The organism is Vibrio sp. 10N.239.311.G01 (genome assembly GCF_041465805.1).
GTDB classification, from domain to species: domain Bacteria; phylum Pseudomonadota; class Gammaproteobacteria; order Enterobacterales; family Vibrionaceae; genus Vibrio; species Vibrio crassostreae_C.
Genome location: NZ_JBFSRM010000011.1, coordinates 135,714 through 152,545 on the forward strand (window position 1 = coordinate 135,714; position 16,832 = coordinate 152,545).

15 protein-coding genes are annotated in these 16,832 nt (G+C 43.1%); 6 read left to right on the plus strand and 9 right to left on the minus strand.

From position 1 onward, the window contains the following. Positions 1 to 11: 11 nt before the first annotated feature. The gene (locus AB6D06_RS11245) at positions 12 to 362 is read right to left on the minus strand and encodes a HopJ type III effector protein (RefSeq protein WP_017061764.1); all 351 of its coding nucleotides are present in this window, start codon (positions 360 to 362) and stop codon (positions 12 to 14) included. A 194-nt stretch (positions 363 to 556) separates the two neighbouring features. Here AB6D06_RS11245 and AB6D06_RS11250 point away from each other — a divergent pair, with 194 nt between their 5' ends. Next, positions 557 to 1,216: a PilZ domain-containing protein gene (locus AB6D06_RS11250; protein WP_102332012.1), complete on the plus strand. Its 660-nt coding sequence runs from the start codon at positions 557 to 559 to the stop codon at positions 1,214 to 1,216. Between the two features lie 59 nt (positions 1,217 to 1,275). Here the strand turns inward: AB6D06_RS11250 and luxQ are convergent, their stop codons facing one another. The 5 genes from luxQ to AB6D06_RS11275 all read right to left on the minus strand — a co-directional run bounded on the left by luxQ (position 1,276) and on the right by AB6D06_RS11275 (position 6,480). After that, on the minus strand, positions 1,276 to 3,849 hold the full coding sequence (luxQ, locus tag AB6D06_RS11255) for a quorum-sensing autoinducer 2 sensor kinase/phosphatase LuxQ (protein WP_229648190.1): 2,574 nt from the start codon (positions 3,847 to 3,849) through the stop codon (positions 1,276 to 1,278). Beyond that, positions 3,849 to 4,943 (minus strand): autoinducer 2-binding periplasmic protein LuxP, encoded by a 1,095-nt coding sequence (locus AB6D06_RS11260; protein ID WP_229648191.1) that lies wholly within the window; start codon positions 4,941 to 4,943, stop codon positions 3,849 to 3,851. The genes luxQ and AB6D06_RS11260 overlap by 1 nt, the downstream gene beginning before the upstream one ends. Positions 4,944 to 5,251: 308 nt before the next feature. Beyond that, the gene (locus tag AB6D06_RS11265; protein WP_017061768.1) at positions 5,252 to 5,566 is read right to left on the minus strand and encodes a GIY-YIG nuclease family protein; all 315 of its coding nucleotides are present in this window, start codon (positions 5,564 to 5,566) and stop codon (positions 5,252 to 5,254) included. Continuing rightward, positions 5,567 to 6,223 carry a YceH family protein gene (locus AB6D06_RS11270; RefSeq protein ID WP_017061769.1) on the minus strand — a complete coding sequence of 219 codons (657 nt, stop codon included), beginning with the start codon at positions 6,221 to 6,223 and terminating at the stop codon, positions 5,567 to 5,569. Positions 6,224 to 6,279: 56 nt separating this feature from the next. Next, positions 6,280 to 6,480 carry a hypothetical protein gene (locus AB6D06_RS11275; protein ID WP_017061770.1) on the minus strand — a complete coding sequence of 67 codons (201 nt, stop codon included), beginning with the start codon at positions 6,478 to 6,480 and terminating at the stop codon, positions 6,280 to 6,282. Positions 6,481 to 6,675: 195 nt separating this feature from the next. On the opposite strand from AB6D06_RS11275, the gene AB6D06_RS11280 reads away from it, so the two are divergent. The 3 genes from AB6D06_RS11280 (at position 6,676) to AB6D06_RS11290 (ending at position 8,217) form a co-directional block, all read left to right on the plus strand. Continuing rightward, positions 6,676 to 6,990 carry a DUF496 family protein gene (locus AB6D06_RS11280; RefSeq protein WP_004742367.1) on the plus strand — a complete coding sequence of 105 codons (315 nt, stop codon included), beginning with the start codon at positions 6,676 to 6,678 and terminating at the stop codon, positions 6,988 to 6,990. Between the two features lie 197 nt (positions 6,991 to 7,187). Continuing rightward, positions 7,188 to 7,814 carry a D-Ala-D-Ala carboxypeptidase family metallohydrolase gene (locus tag AB6D06_RS11285; protein WP_372110220.1) on the plus strand — a complete coding sequence of 209 codons (627 nt, stop codon included), beginning with the start codon at positions 7,188 to 7,190 and terminating at the stop codon, positions 7,812 to 7,814. Positions 7,815 to 7,980: 166 nt separating this feature from the next. Then, the gene (locus AB6D06_RS11290) at positions 7,981 to 8,217 is read left to right on the plus strand and encodes a hypothetical protein (RefSeq protein ID WP_017061772.1); all 237 of its coding nucleotides are present in this window, start codon (positions 7,981 to 7,983) and stop codon (positions 8,215 to 8,217) included. A 31-nt stretch (positions 8,218 to 8,248) separates the two neighbouring features. Here AB6D06_RS11290 and AB6D06_RS11295 read toward each other — a convergent pair whose 3' ends face one another. Beyond that, positions 8,249 to 10,813 carry an ATP-binding protein gene (locus AB6D06_RS11295; protein ID WP_102332009.1) on the minus strand — a complete coding sequence of 855 codons (2,565 nt, stop codon included), beginning with the start codon at positions 10,811 to 10,813 and terminating at the stop codon, positions 8,249 to 8,251. A 966-nt stretch (positions 10,814 to 11,779) separates the two neighbouring features. On the opposite strand from AB6D06_RS11295, the gene AB6D06_RS11300 reads away from it, so the two are divergent. Continuing rightward, entirely contained in the window at positions 11,780 to 13,216 is a 1,437-nt protein-coding gene (locus AB6D06_RS11300) for a glyceraldehyde-3-phosphate dehydrogenase (protein ID WP_372110222.1), read from the plus strand. A 239-nt stretch (positions 13,217 to 13,455) separates the two neighbouring features. On the opposite strand, the gene AB6D06_RS11305 is transcribed toward AB6D06_RS11300, so the two are convergent. Both AB6D06_RS11305 and hcp read right to left on the minus strand, forming a co-directional pair. Next, positions 13,456 to 14,517: a hybrid-cluster NAD(P)-dependent oxidoreductase gene (locus tag AB6D06_RS11305; protein WP_136982710.1), complete on the minus strand. Its 1,062-nt coding sequence runs from the start codon at positions 14,515 to 14,517 to the stop codon at positions 13,456 to 13,458. A 101-nt stretch (positions 14,518 to 14,618) separates the two neighbouring features. Further along, on the minus strand, positions 14,619 to 16,280 hold the full coding sequence (hcp, locus tag AB6D06_RS11310; protein WP_017068651.1) for a hydroxylamine reductase: 1,662 nt from the start codon (positions 16,278 to 16,280) through the stop codon (positions 14,619 to 14,621). Between the two features lie 273 nt (positions 16,281 to 16,553). On the opposite strand from hcp, the gene AB6D06_RS11315 reads away from it, so the two are divergent. Next, positions 16,554 to 16,784, plus strand: a complete 231-nt coding sequence (locus AB6D06_RS11315; protein ID WP_017061777.1) for a hypothetical protein — start codon at positions 16,554 to 16,556, stop codon at positions 16,782 to 16,784. The last annotated feature ends 48 nt before the right edge of the window (positions 16,785 to 16,832 follow it).

Genomic DNA, 16,832 nt, shown 5'->3' on the forward strand with positions numbered 1-16,832 from the left:
CTGGTTAGTGTCTACTTCACTTTTGCAACCAGCGCAGGCTGAGAAAACTGGATACCATTCCAGCCATGAACCATAAAGTTACGAATATTTTGATGGTCGCTGTTCTCAGGAAAACCTAGCACGTCGTTACGATAAAATTGACCAAAACAAGCAAGTGTTTGCTCTGCTGATAGGCCTTGCTCTAAACCAAAAGCAAAAATCTTACACGAACCATTATTCTGCCCTGCAGCGTTCACTACCTCACCATTGCGAAATTCGCGCTCAGAAAAATCATAATGAGCTTCGATCACTTGCATTGTATCTTCAAATTGCACGGCCTCTGGGGTTTCAGCCAGAGTATTCAATAAGGTTTCCAGTTCCATTTACTATTTCTCCATCAAGTATATATCTGTCAGCAGTGTATCTTGTTTTACGACAAGAGTAAGCCGTTGTTTACTTGAGATAGCGATTCACTTTTTTGTTGTACGCTGCTAATTACTTCAATGAAACTAATGACATAGTTTTATCAGGGCGTTATATTATTTTATCAAACGATTAACATTGTTCAGTAACGAATATGCATAAAGATAAAAACTTAGAACTGTTCAGATACCTAAAGCCAGGTACAAAAACAGCAGGTGTATTGGAATTTGGCCCAGACGACTCAATCCAGATCAGTACACTTTATATCGGACACAAAGAAGATCAGTACCTCATCCTAGAGCTTACGCAAAAAGCGACAGAAGCACTGACGCTGAGAAAGCTCACAAACGTTGATATTATTGTTCGTGCGATTACCGACACCGAACTTGGGCACATTGTCGCGTTCAAAACCAATGTACTGGCTCATATCACCTCTCCAGCACATCTAATCTTCCTTCGCCCACCCTCAAACTTTGCAACCAAGCCTATTCGTGAACACGAAAGGTATAAAGTACGTCTCAGCTGTGAAGTCACTTTTGATACCTTGTCGCTGGATGCCACACTAGTCGACTTTTCAGCGTCAGGGTGCGGTATCTATCTTACCCAGCAATCAGATATTGATGTCGGCTGGAAGATAAAAGTCAATTCTGACTTAAATGAGTACTTAGATGACGATCTTGTCTACAAGGTGGTAAGTAAGAAAAGGCAAAGACAAGGCCGGTTGCTAGGTATCCAATTCCCTGAACACCTAGATATGAGTGATGAGTTGAAAACGCTGCTATTGGAACAAGCCTTTGTCGCTGGCTCGATATAAAGGCAGAAAATTAGTTACTTCTCTTCAACAGACTCCATTAAAGAGCACTAAGTTAAAGCCTAGTGCTCTGTGTCATTCCAGTATGAGTTTTTGAAATGAACAAACGCTTGGTGGAGCGACTCTTCTTTAATCGGCTTTACAATCACGTAATTCGCCCCTGCGGCCATAAAGCTGTCTCTAGTTGACTCTTGAGCATCAGCGGTACACGCATAAATAGGGGCTGACACACCAATCTCACCTCTTAGCTGCTGAGTGGTTTCAACACCACCGAGATTAGGGAGTTGGTTATCCATCAAGATCAAGTCATAGGTAATCGTCTTAGCCATCTCAATCGCTTCTAAGCCATCTTTTGCCCAGGTGACGACCATGCCATATTTCTTACAGAAAGCCTGAGCAATAAAGGCGTTGGTGTGATTGTCTTCCACCAGCAACACATTCAAAGGTCGACTAAACAACGCCTCTGGCTCAACCTCAGCTTGTTGCTTAGCATCGACTAATAGCGGCTTGGCGTGTACGACTACAGGAATTTCTATCGTGAACTCTGAGCCTTGACCTATCACGCTGCGGACTTGAATGTCCCCTTCCAGCATATCGACCAGATTTTTTACAATTGTAAGTCCTAAACCAGTGCCACCATATTCACGAGTGGTGGTCTCTTCGGCTTGAACAAAGGGTTCAAAAACAGCATCAATTTTGCTTTCATCAATACCAATGCCAGAATCTTTCACTCGAACGATCAAGCTGGCGTGATCGGAGTTAAAGATACTCTCGATCTCAAAGCTGACGGAGATACCGCCTTGATGAGTGAATTTAAAAGCATTACTCAACAGATTAAACATGATCTGATTGAGGCGTACTTGGTCAGTATTGATTTCAATGTCATCAACCAAGTGATTCACAATGGTAAATTCGACGGATTTATCTTCACACAGCGGTCGATAGATGCTGTCTAAGGTATTAACTAACTCCCCTAAACGGAAGTCTTTCTTTTGAATATTAAACTGCCCTTGCTCAATCTTTGAGAAGTCCAAGATATCGTTAAGTACCGCCAGTAAATGTTCCGCACTATTACACAGTACATCCACCTGCTCGCGATTATCTTCATTGTGCATAGAGCGCTTGAGCAGCTGAGACACACCGAGAATACCGTTGAGCGGCGTGCGAATCTCATGACTCATCTTAGCTAAGAAGTCTGCTCGCACATTCGCAAGATGCTCAGCTTCTTCTCTTGCTCGATCAGCCTGTCTTTCCGCCTCGATAAGCTTAGTAATATCTTGCCCTTGTACCACCACTCCTGTGATGCCGTGTTCCACGCGAATAGCAGACATGTTCCAACGAAACACCTTTTCACCAATGGGTACGTTAATACCCGTCAGTTTAGAACCCTGAACCACCATTTGAATATTAGGCAGCATTCGCTGCTCAAACTCTTGGGCAATTGGACCATAATTGTCATCAGCATCGAACAACGCCATGCGAGCGGCGGGGTTCATCTGAATCAAATCGCCTTTTTCAGACCAAACTAAGATAGGCGAATGAGCAAAGTTAAAGAGATCTTGGAATTTTTGATTCTGTTCAGATAAGCGCTCAAAGGTGTCTTCAAGAGTACAACCAATATGATGAAATTCGAAAATGTTAGAGCCATCGAACTTGTTGTACTCTTCGCTAGCACTTGCCGAACGAGTAAAGTCCATTAGCTTATCAAGCTCGGCTGAGACTCTCTTTTGAATCCAAGTCCGAGCAAAAAAAGACATCAATATGATCACCACAATCACCACGATGATCGCACGCTGATAATTCTCTTCTAACGCAACGAAATTATTATTTTTTTGAACAGCTCGAATGATTAAAGGAGTTTCAACAGCATTAATCTTAATGGTTGCGATGGTAACGAAATGACGCGGCAACTGTTCGTACATTTGGTAATTGAGGATGTCAGTAATGGTGTAGCTTTCATCACCACTGAATGTCGATGTCACCGGTGTACCGTGCGCTTCAATCACGATATTTTCGCTATTACTGCCCTGTTGGATTGACTCAGCCAAAGAGAAGTTGTTGTCAAGCACAATGGCGATATAGAGTTGACCAAGGACTTCCCCAGTAGCGTTATCAACAATAGGGGTACGGCGAGCCAACAAGTGACGCTTACCTATATCTGTCCTCAGTTTAATAAAATGCCAATTACTGCTGAACGAAACCTCATCAGAAATATGCTTTAAGTTGGACTCATCCAAACCATAAAATTGACTGTTGCCGTCTTCCCAAGCCAAACCATCGTGGGTTGAGACAAAGCGTAAATCTGGTGCATGATCCGGTTCACGTTGGTCAACACCAAAGAAAAAGTAGCTCAGAGTCTCGTCATTACCCGTATCAATGTACTCTCTGAGAGTTTCACTGTGTGAGCTACTGTCTTGATGGATTTGCAGCACCGACAAACGATAATCAAACATGTTTTGGATCAGGCTTGAGGTTTGCTGTACCGTTCGATTCGTCTCTTGCTGTACGATATTACTGCTGGTTTCATAATTATGAATAAGCACGCCAAGTGCCATCACGCCTATCACCAAAATAACGATACGCGTAATGAGTCTAGCTAAAGTGTTTCTAGGTGTACTGGCGTAACTTTTCTTCATTAGTGACCTGAGTACCTAAATGCTCGCTGTTTAAGTTCTGAAATACGTTCTGGGGAATCTTCCTTGGTGACAATTTCAAATTCACCAGAGTAAACGGTAGGCACTTCCAAACCAGCTAGATCCCACTTGATCGCCTCTGCCATTGCAATACCTGTATCGTCGTTCATACGCATGACAGTAACATCTAGGTCGCCCCTTGCAATGGCTTCAAGTTCAGCAGAGCCGCCTCCCCAACCATTCACTAAGATGTCTTGGCCCGATTCACGAATCGCTTCCATTGCACCGAGAGCGACATCCGTTGAACATGCATAGATAAAGTCTAGATCCTTATCGTTCTCTATGCTGATTTTAGCCGCTTGGTAGCCACTGTCTTTGTTTGATTTTGTGTAAAACGAAGACTTAAGGGTAAAGTTGGTAACCGTATTCACTTCATGGATAAAAGTATCTCCACGCGCATCACTGATATAGCCTTGTGAGTAATACAAAACAGAATACTTACTGTCTGGCGGACTTACTTGTTTAAAATAGTCCGCCAGTTTTAAGCTGCCTGTCGCATGGTCAAAACCCACATACATAAATGGCTGTCTATCTGCCCAAGCTCGCACTGGCGTCGTGATATTTTGAAGAATCAGTTTGGTGTCTGTAGAGGTCAACACGTACTCGATAAACTTGCGGTGGCGCGTGGTATCTAGCGTGAAAATCAAATAATCCGTCTTGTTTTCAATCGCTTCTTGCAACGAAATACTCTGCTGCGCGAGATCGGCATTAATACGGGTAAACACTTGATTTATTTGATAGCGGATCTTCAGCCTATCGAGACGCTTCTCAAAAGCTTGAATATTGCGAACCCAGTAATCCGAGATCTGTTGACCCGGATACACCACGGAAATCGTAATTGGTTCGTCTTGGATTCTTCTCAGTGGCACAGGGTGATTTTGTACAGCCTCGACCATTTTATCGGTCAATGCTCTTTGTTCTGGAAAAGTGGAAAGATAATCTTGGTATTCCCAGTACCTATTGAGGACATGAGTACCATGGGAAAGAGCGGACGCAGAAAATACGGCAAGTCCAAACAACATCAGTAAACGTTTCATATTTTTCTCGTTTTATATGAGCTACTTTGGCTCATTTTTTAACCTAGCATGACACCATCTCTTTGTATGGCTAATGGATATTATGTAGGACAACGATGATAAATGATAGCGTCTAACACTAATTAGAACGACATTCTAAATGAGCAATATGTTAATTTGGAATGGAGATTAAGAACAACGAGTTAAATTATGATTTCAGCCCATTCACGGTAAGAGTAATTACCATTTAAATTCATAAGCTTAGCTAGAGCCGATATAGCTCCTTACACTATTAAGATTTAATCAATAACAAACATTTTAGCTATGAATTATGAGACTTCGATATATTGAATTTTGTCTTTTTGCCACTCAATAATCAGTTTGAGTGATACCAGTTTTTCTTTGCGGGATTTGGGCAACTGCTTGATCGCGTATTCGGTTTTCAACGCCTCACTTTTTGAGCCAACACCAAAGCTCCAAACCAGCTTAAGTGGGCCTTTACCTTTTAAAGCTTTGGCGCCTTTACCGGTTTGATGTTGTTCAAATCGACGTTCTAGATTGTTCGTCACGCCACAATAAAGGGCATTGTGACGATTGCGGATCAAGTACACGACCCAATCCGCATTTTTATCAGCATCTGACATTTAAAGCAGTGATTCAACCAGAGCCTTAAGCTCTGCCACTTCTGCTCGTAGGCTTGCAACTTCAGACTCAAGCTCTTCAAACTTTTCACTCGTTGCAGAGGGGGCAGCCGCGCTTACTGATGCCATCGCAAACGCTTCAACGTCCACTTCACCGCTCAACAAATGCTGGTAGCGTGATTCACGTTTACCCGCTTCGCGTGGCAGCTTCACAACCAAGGCACCTGCTTCTCTTGCAGCGAGTTTGTCTAATGTTGCTTCTACTTCTTTCACATCACTAAAGTTTGCAAGGCGACCCGTTCGAGTACGAAGTTCACCGGGTGTTTGCGCACCGCGCAGTAACATACAGCAGATGATTGCACGCTCTTGCTCTGTAAATTGCAGATCGCCGAACTCAGTGTTGCAGAAACGATGCTGATACTTATTAACACGGCTATTGAAGCTGCTCTCATCACTCACCATGCGACGTCCGATTAAACCATCAACTGCATCTAAAACATCTGACTCAGAAAGAGAGAGAACAGGTTCACGGTTACTCTTTTGATTGCATGCCGTGGTTAAACTGTTCAGTGTCAGTGGGTAATGATCGGGAGTAGTGACTTCTTTCTCGATCAAACAACCGATAATTCTCGCTTCAATTGGGGAAAGTACTGTGTTCATCGTTTTTCCTTTTTATTATTTTGATAATTCCATCTCAACACCTAACAATGCAGTAACTAGTGTTCAGACAAAATTGGTACTCGTTTCTTTCTGCCCTGTTCATCAATCATTATGATCTTAGAACGGTTGAGCTCTATTTCCACGACTTCCAAATAAGTACGCTCTTGTACATACGCATCACGAAGCTTGTTTTGTTCTGCTGAAGATTCAGTGACATTCTCGTCCAATTCTTCGTTTTCCAATTGTTGTTGATTCATTTCACATTTCGTATCAATGCAGTATCTACATGGGATACTAACTTGAACGGTAAGATAAAAACAATCACACATCAGCGAGAGTGACGAATAATTAAACAACCTTACTTTTGCTTTGATCTAAAGACTGTTACATCATCAATTGATGTGCTTTAATCAGAAGCAGACAACGTATTTGACGAATAGGAAAAGGAATCTATGAGCAGCGTATTTGAAATTGTTAACCAAGCACGACGTAAGAACAAACTTAAGCGTGAACTTTTAGACAACGAAAAGAAAGTTCGTGACAACCGTAAGCGTGTCGACCTTCTTGATAACCTACTTGATTACATCAAGCCAGAGATGACCCACGACGAGATCCTAGGCATTATCAAAAATATGAAAGCTGACTACGAAGACCGTGTTGATGACCACATCATCAAGAGCGCTGAGATTTCTAAAGCTCGCCGTGACATCAGCCGTCGCATTCGTGAACTGACAGAAGAAGACAAGCAAATCCAAGGTAAGAAGTAATCTAACCTCGCTAATTTACTTGTAACAATGTTAGTAACCCACTCTTAGTAGTGGGTTTTTTTTACCTAAACTCCAGCGTCTATACTTAAGCATCTAAACCTAACCGTCTAGGCTTAAGCGTACCTAAGCAAAATGAATGAAACTCAACAGCAGTATCAAACTAAATAACAAGTGTACACTAGCGATGGAGAGACTTTATGTACGGAAGTATTCTGATTACCTTGGCGTTATCAACGACACAACCTTACCCTGAAAAATTTGAGAAACTTTATACCGAAGAAACCGAAATCACTTATGACGATCTCGTGGTCGATGTTCATGGCTACAAGGTTCCGACCCGATCAGCATTTCGAGGTTGGATGCTCCTCAATCACGCTCAAGACCAAGTGAGAGCAATCGGACAACAACTCAAGGACAATGGCGTTACTCAGAGCATGCCTCTGCATCTCGTTCTATTGCAAGGGACGGATTGGGCAATGAGTAATACAACCTTGTTTACCCTCCCAAATAAGAAACATGTGCCAAACATGATCAATACCCTGAAGTACATACAACAATATATTGAGCCTGAAATCGGTATTGTTATACCAGTATCTGGAGAGCGAACCGATATCTACAATCAACAAGCTGGTGGTGCACTGCGAAGTAAGCACTTAGAGTTTTGTGCCTTAGACCTAGTGCCTGCAAATGACATTACTCGCGAAGATCTACACGTGAAACTTAAAAAGATTCATTCGGAATTCGGGCAAAAAAATAATGTTGGGCTTGGTTTATATTCAGGTGTTCGATTCCACATCGATACTTGTGGGTTTAGACAATGGTAAAGAAACACGATCAAGTCATAAAGACCTGCAATTCGCACGTGTCACTTAGACTCTAAAAACAAGCGAAATTACATAAGATTATGATTTTAAATGTAAATTAAAACTGGAACGCTAATTGATATTAATAACAAGTATCATAATTATTAATAGCAATTAGGAATTCAATATGAAGACGATGACTCAACGCTTTCAAACTCTGCTTTCTGTTTCAAACTTCAGTCTAGCTATCACAACCTTGCTTATGCTTCTCAGTATTATTGTTGCTTATCCAATGGCCGATCACTTCTCACTGCCAATTCAAATCGTCGCCCACATCAGCACCATCTTAGTCGCAGCCTTGCTGAACATCAGCTATGTCGGTCGTTGCCTTGCACAATACAACCTTGGATTGGAAGTTCGTTAAGTAGCGCCGCGCTAGCCTTGATACGGGAGCCCTAGACAATATCAAGGCTACTGAAAAGATCGTACAGCTGGTGAGATTTATAGGGTTTAGGTAAGTAGGCGTTCATACCGGCTTCAAAACAATCTTTGATGTCTTCTTCTAGAACACTGGCGGTTAAAGCTATGATGGGTAATGGTGTGACTTGTTGATCGGCTTCCCACTGACGTATCGCACGAGTCGCCGTTATGCCATCCATAACAGGCATCATGCAGTCCATTAAGACTGCATCAAACTGAGCACCCTGGGTGATGACATCCACCGCTTCTTGGCCATTACTGGCAATCAAATATTCATAACCCGCTTGCTCAAGGAAGAAGCTCGCTATTTTTTGATTCATCAGATTGTCTTCAACGATCAAAATGCGTCGATTCAGAGAGCGAACTTCTTCATCTTTTGCTTCCACTTGAGGCGTTTGCTCTTCGCCCACATCGAGAGATTGTAAGCTGGTTAAGAAACGTCGGCCCAAGAATGGCAAGGTATGAGTCGAGTGGACCGTTTCTCTGATTAGGTTGGTTTTAAATAGGTGATGCTGACAAACGATGACGCGAGCAAGAGGATATATCACCTTCAACGTCGCAAGATCTTTTTCCATAGAGTGGTGCAAGGTATGACAATAAAGTATGAAGTCACTTTCTTTTACACTTTCACTAAGAGCAGCAATGGATGACACCACATTGGCTCGAACATTCAAACGCTCACACTCTTTAACGAGCTGATCGAGGTAATTGAAAGAGTTCGAGATGATGGTCGCTCGGCTCAGGTTATCGAAAGTTTGAACAGGCGCTTCTACAACATCGACATACAAACAAAAAGTGAATGTAGAGCCCTCTCCTTTCACTGAACGCGCGGTAATGTAACCACCCATCAAATCAACAAGCTGTCGACAAATCGCAAGCCCTAACCCCGTACCGCCAAATTGACGGGTAATGCTGCCATCTTCTTGAGTGAAAGGTTCAAATATGGACTCTAACTTCTCGGGCTCAATCCCAATCCCGGTATCAGACACGCTGCATTCAAGCTTGCCCCTGCCCATAGACATAGGTGTATAAGCAATGTCAGTTGTAATTGTGCCCTTAGACGTAAATTTGATGGCATTAGAAAGCAGATTGGTCAGCACCTGTCTCACGCGGTACTCATCGAAAAACAGTTGTGACGGCGTTTGATAATCGATATTGATGTCGAGCTCAATATCCTTACTTATCGCTTTCGACTGAATCACACTCACAGAGTCATAAACCGCTTCTCGCAAATCAGCATTGTGTGGTGACAACATCAAGTTACCCGACTCGATTTTAGACAGGTCGAGTATGTCATTCAGCAGCACCAGTAAAGAGTGAGAAGACGATTCGATATCCCCCAGTACTTCTTGTTGATTTGGGCTCAGTTGGCTTTGAGATAAGATCTCAGCCATGCCAATGATCCCGTTAAGTGGCGTGCGTATTTCATGTGACATATTTGCTAAGAATGCGCTTTTGGCTTTGTTAGCCGAAATCGCGTCTTCTTTTGCTGTTATCAACTCTTTGTTGTGCAGATAGTTGCGTTCCATCACTCGATTTAGGGTTTCAGTGAACTCGGCAAGCTCATCGTTCCCTTGGATACGAATCACCTTTGGCTGGCCGTAGCTATCAGCGCATTCCGACACACCTTTCAAGATAATCGACAGGTTTCTGTTTAAGCGCAGAGATGTCGCAACCCCAAGCCACATCAAAACACCAGAAGCGATGAGTATAAGCAACGTCATGACCAAGGTTTGCCTTTTCTGCAACGCGATATTCTTGGTCAGTTCAAACTGTATTTGATTGGTGTAAGCGCCAATCGCGTTTGAAATAGCCCGTTTTTTAACCTCTAAGCTTTTCAAGTGTTGATATATTTCGGGTGATGAAAAGTCCCCTTTGAGGATTCGAGATGTAAATTTGTCTTGGAATTCATCTTTGGCGACAGCGTTTAGCAACTGTCTAATGTTTGGAGAACGCGTATCCGAACGGAAAAATGTATCTAATAGCTGTTGCTGCCTCTCTAGAGCAGCGACATAGCTAAGCAAGTATTGGTTTTTAAACTCTGGGGAGCGATTCAAACTGAAGCTTAACCACGCTTCTCTCTGAGTCCAAAACACATAATGCGTAAGATTGATAAACATCGCTTCAGCTTGACCGATATTTTCATCGACTAAGGCCATACGATATTCAGACAGCTCCATCAGCACGTCTTTTAACAAGTCGAAAGCGCGCTCTGTCAATTTTCTGCTGTCTGTCGTTTCAGGTGTACTAGCTAGGATCATCAACAACTTTTTCAATTCAGCTAACTGAGGGTCAATACTCCAATTGCTGTCGAACCGTTGAAGTCGCATTCCATACTGAGTCAGTCTATCCAGTTCTGATTGCAGTGTTAAAAGCAACTGACCTTTCTCAGGGGAATCATTAGACAGCACCAACCATCGATAAGCATCACTTGAAACCGTATTAAAAAATTGAAGCGCTTCGACCTTAATACGCGTTGTTTCAAGGTGATTCATCTTCTCATCGTTCTTAAGCACTTCATTCACTGTAAACCCGAACATAATGAGTACCGAAACCGTGGAAAGAAAAATAAGACGCCATCTAATTGACATATTTATCATTTTTATAACTACTCCCTTCCCGAAAGTAATTTACCTAGCCCAAATTAAGAATAGGACATTAACAGGGGGTTATTGATCAAATTGGATATGAACAAATGATACTCTGAGCCCAGAACGAAAAATTAGAATCAACAGGCATCCAAAACAGGGCTTTAAAGCGGAGGAGTCTGCTTTACTAAGTGAGATTGAGACAAGCCGATTTTAGACAAGTGAACGTTACGTGAGAGAGGTCTACTCGAGGAGGTTTCTACAAATGAGATGTAAGCAAGCGAGGTTTTAGTGAGCAAAATGTAAACAAAAGACGTTTTCTCCAGTTATTATCACCGGCATAACAAGTACACATCCACATTCTGCGGCTCAACTAGACTGTGAATAATGACTCTGCGTGCTAACAAAGTGGATAGTTAGGTTAAAATTGTGACATCCAATCGTTTGCGTGATGCACTTTTCACACTCAAGCTAGGCTTATTCAAAGGTCAAACATCAATACTCGTTAATTCCCTTATTTATCGTTTACTGTTTACGTGTAACTTGAGTTAGCGATCACACCTTTAATGTTCAATATGACCTGTATTACATATTATCCTTTGAATTGAGTATTTTTTGACGAAAAATAAGTGCTACAGATTATTAAAGTCAATAGTCTTTATCGACGTTCAAATCTTGATTTATGGCTAATATAAAGCCAATTTACAGATATTTTGTCTGCATTTATTTTTCCTAGCAGAATAACCCGTCGTACCTTACAATCCTGCCACATAAAAATTACAAGTTACACACAAGGTATATCAGCACATTTAAGTGGCAATAAAGACCACAGACTGATGCCTCAAATCCCCTATGCTGATTGGCTTCCCTACAACCGCCATGAATGCAGAAACTTAACGTGAAAGGTCCCGAGTAAAGATGAGTCCCGAAAAGCACCTCCTAGATTGGCAAACTAGTCAAACCATTGCTGAATCCATCGCTCCAACTTTAGGTCAGTTATACCGTCAAAAAGGCGTAGAAGTTATCCTCTTTGGTAAGACCTTAGTTAACGCGACAACTATCGACATCATCAAAGCTCACCGCATCGCAAAACGTTACACTGGTTCTCCTCTTACAGCAGAACAGACTCAACCTATTATTCAACACCTTCTCTCTATGGAGTTATCTCCATGTCGTATTGATGTTGGTCGCCTTGCGCATTCATTCTGGCAAGAGCGCGAACACACACATGGGTTGGATGATTTCCTACAAACTGCACTTATCGAATCGCTTGAAGGCGATGCAATGACAGAACCTCGTGACGTTGTATTGTACGGTTTTGGTCGTATTGGCCGACTGCTAACTCGTCTGTTGATCGAGAAAAGTGGCCCGGGGTACCCACTGCGTTTACGTGCAATCGTTGTACGCGGCGGCAAAGATGGCGACCTAGAAAAACGTGCAAGCCTGCTTCGTCGTGACTCTGTACACGGCCAATTCAACGGCAGCATTGTTGTAGACCAAGAACGCAAAGCGATCATCGTTAACGGTAACTTCATCCAAGTTATCTACGCAAACAAACCAGAAGAAGTGGATTACACGGCTTACGGTGTTGAAAATGCACTTGTGGTTGATAACACAGGCGTATGGCGTGACGCGGAAGGCCTGAGCCAACACGTTGCGTGTAACGGTGCGAAGAAAGTGCTACTGACTGCACCTGGTAAAGGCGACATCAAGAACGTGGTATTTGGTGTGAATGAAAATGTTATTCAGCCAGAAGACACCATCATCTCTGCAGCAAGCTGTACTACTAACGCAATCACGCCAGTATTGAAAGCGGTTCACGACAAGTTTGGCGTGCTGTCTGGTCACATCGAAACGGTGCACTCATTTACCAATGATCAAAACCTAATCGATAACTTCCACTCGGGTGATCGTCGTGGTCGTGCTGCATCATTGAACATGGTACTGACATCGACTGGCGCTGCTAAAGCAGTATCAAAAGCGATGCCGGAAATGGAAGGTAAGCTAACAGGTAATGCGATTCGCGTTCCTACGCCAAACGTTTCAATGGCAGTTGCGAACCTAAACCTTGAGAAAGGCACAAACAAAGAAGAGTTGAACGAGTACCTGCGTGAAATGGCGCTGTCTTCTGCTTTGTCTGCACAAATTGATTACACAGACTCGACTGAGATTGTATCTACCGACTTGGTTGGCTCTCGTCACCCAGGTGTGGTTGACGGTGTGGCGACTATCGCACAAGACAACCGTGCCGTGCTGTACATTTGGTACGATAACGAGTTTGGCTACAGCTGCCAAGTTGTTCACTGTATGGAACAGATGATGGGGGTACGCTACAAGACATACCCAGAAGTTTAATTAACTTCGCTCTTGTAGATACGTCCATCGCAACAAGCTCCACAACATAATAACTATATCTGCGAAGTCTGTATGGACTTCGCAACCCCTTTTGTTTTACTCCCCCGTATAAACAAGAGGGTTGCCACTTAGATCTGCTCTCTCTAACTGATCTAGGTGGCCTTTTTACATCTAGCGCCCTAACTTTTATCGCTATAATAAGATCTTGTCTTCATCACTCTTGCACAGCTTTACGTCTGTTATAACTCAACCTCAACATCTGACTGAATCGAGCTTGAACATGCAAGCACGTAGCCCTGTTCAATCTGCTCTGGCGTCAATGTTTCTTGGCTGCTTGATTCCACAGATCCTTTGGTCACTTTGCATTTACACGAACCACAAATCCCACTACGACAAGCGATAATAATTGGAACGCCTGCTTTTTCTAATGAATCCGCCAATGGTGTGCCAGTTTCCGCTTCAACTTCAGCGCCGAACGCAGGCACAAATACCTTAACAGCACTATTCGTATCGTCAGCAATTTCGGCGTTTGACGCTTCTGATTGAGCATCCTGAGTAGCAGGAGTAAAGCTTTCTTGATAGAAGTTATCCATGTTGAACTCAAGCTCTTTCAGATAACTCTCAATATCTTGCATGAAGCCGACAGGCCCACACAGGTAAACCGTTCTATCTAAGATATCTGGGCTCAGTTTCACCAACCAGTTTTTATCTAAACGACCTTGAGGGGCGGTTGTTCCTTCGTTGTCTTTTAACAGCAGTTTTAAGTTGAAATTCGCATGTGATTCATCGAGCTGATGAAGTTCTTGAAAGTAGATAGTCTCAAGCTTGTTGCGTGCCATGTGGACGAAATCAATCTCAATGTCACTGTCACTGTCTTGAGACAGCCAATATTTTACCATCGCCATTACGGGTGTAATGCCACAGCCCGCACTCACTAGCGTTACTTTCTTTGTTGCCGTTGGCATGCAATCAATACAGTTAAACGAGCCTGCCGGCTTCAACACAGAAACCTCGTCACCTTCATCAAGCTCATCAACAATAAAGTTCGAAACCAAGCCACCTTCCACACGCTTGACCGTCAACTTCAGGCGGTTATCTTCGGGGCAAGAAGCCACGGAATAAGCACGGTAATCCGTTTTCGTCGGCATATCTAAACCCAAGGTGATGAACTGACCGGGCTTAAAATTGAAATGTAAATCTTGTGGAATACTGCCAAGCTCAAAGCTGACCGTATCTGGCGTCTCGTGCCATTTCTTTAAACACACTAAATTGATTGAATCGCTATCCGACCATGCATACATAGTTCACACACCTCACTGATACTAAAGAATTAAATCTAAAAAGCCCCGCCGCTGCACGTTCCTAGAGAACAGCAACAACGGGGCTTGGGAGTGGGCTTAGATTAAGCCGCTAAGATTGTTTTAAGATCTTGCTCTGGCGTTGAGATAGAACGCATATCGAACTCGTCTTGAATAATCTTTAGTAGGTTTTCAGTTAGGAATGCAGGCGCTGTTGGGCCTGTGTAGATACCTTTCACACCCAGTGCGAACAGAGTAAGCAGGATAACGATCGCTTTTTGCTCGAACCAAGAAAGAACAAGTGTTAGTGGTAGTTCGTTGATGCCACAATCAAACTCTTGAGACAGCGCAAGAGCAAGCTGAATCGCTGAGTATGCATCGTTACATTGGCCAACATCGAGCAGACGTGGAATACCGTTAATGTCGCCGAATTGGTTTTTGTTGAAACGGAATTTACCACATGCCAATGTCAGGATTACTGAATCTTCTGGCGCTTGAGCTGTGAAATCTGTGTAGTAGCTACGTTCAGATTTGTCGCCGTCACAACCACCCACTAGGAAGAAGTGTTTGATGTTGCCTTCTTTCACTTGTTCAACAACCGCAGGCGCTGCTTCCATCAAGGCGTTACGACCAAAACCGACAGTGATCATTTGCTCGATCTCGTCATGCTTAAAGCCTTCTTGCGCAAGAGCACAATCGATCACTGCACTGAAATCGTCACCTTCAAGGTGAGCAACACCCGGCCAGCCTACGATGCTACGCGTAAATAGGCGGTCAGCGTACGAGCCCACATCTGGGTTAAGCAGACAGTTAGATGTCATTACGATCGCACCTGGGAAGTTCGCAAATTCTTTTTGCTGGTTCTGCCAAGCGCTGCCGTAGTTACCCGCAAGGTGTGGGTACTTGTTTAGTTCAGGGTAGCCGTGTGCAGGTAGCATCTCACCGTTGGTGTAAACGTTAATGCCCTTGCCTTCCGTTTGTTGAAGGATCTTTTCTAGATCATGCAGGTCGTGACCAGAAACAAGGATACAGTGACCTCGCTTCGTCTTCACATTCACGGTTGTTGGTTGAGGGTGACCGAAGGTATCTGTCTCGCCTTTATCCAACATTTCCATGACCTTGTAGTTCATTAAGCCGATCTGCATAGACGTATCTAACAGTTGTTTTAGGTCTGATGGATCTGTACCTAGGAACGCCATGATTTCATGGTATTCAGCGAAAATAGCATTATCAGTTTGACCAAGAACACGTGCGTGCTCCATGTAAGCTGCTGCACCTTTTAGACCGTATAGGCAAAGAAGGCGAAGACCAATCACATCTTCGTGTTGAGAGTCGTGACCACGGTTTACCGCCGCTTGAGGGGCAAGCGCCAATAGCTCTGAAGAGTCCGTTGGAAGGTCGAATTGAGCAGCAGCAGAAAGCGCTGGGATCTCAAAACCAATCAATGTCGCTGCCGCGCGAACCTGTTGCTCTAAACGCTGCTTGAATTCATGGGACTGTTGTGCGAATTCGATGATACGAGCAGGGTCGAAGTTAACGTTGGTTAGTGTTGCGAAAAACGCTTTTGGCGCCCACTCGTCGATTTCAGTATCAATAACATCACACGCACGGCCCAAATTGGCCCAAAAAGAAACACCTTGAAGAGAATGCACCAACACGTCTTGAAGGTCGGATACTTCCGAAGTTTTACCACACATACCTTGTGCGAAAGAACAGCCTTTTACGGTTGGGGTTTGAATTGTTTGTTCACATTGAATACAGAACATATAAGGGCTCCAGTAATTTTTATTAACTGTAAGTACTTTGCTTACAGTGACTTATTCCAACCCCTATAGAGCATCAAGCGTGCCAACTTTTAACATATTGATTTTATTAAACTTAGTTTTATTCCATGTTTTTGGTGCGTGATTATGACTACATATAAACTCCCTAACAGCACACATCCGTGTCATAGTGACTCTCAGAGATTTATTAACGGCGTTCATGTTTCGTTCAGAATAGAAGCGATAAAGTAACAACATAGAAAAAGAGGAATGAATATGAAAAATATATTAGTTACGATTGTTGCATTGTTTACTGGCCTTTTGGCGTTATTCACAAGCTTGATCCTTGCTATTCCTTTAGCTATTGCAGCTTTAATTACTGGCAAGCGCATTCAGAATCAAATGAAGAAACAAGGTTTCGCAGCTCATATGAACACTCGTCAGTCATCAACCAATGATGCCGGTGTTATTGAAGGTGAATACGAAGACCTTTCAAGCAAAAAGTAACCTAAACTTTAGTTTCAGACATAGTGAAAGCACAACAGAGACAAGATT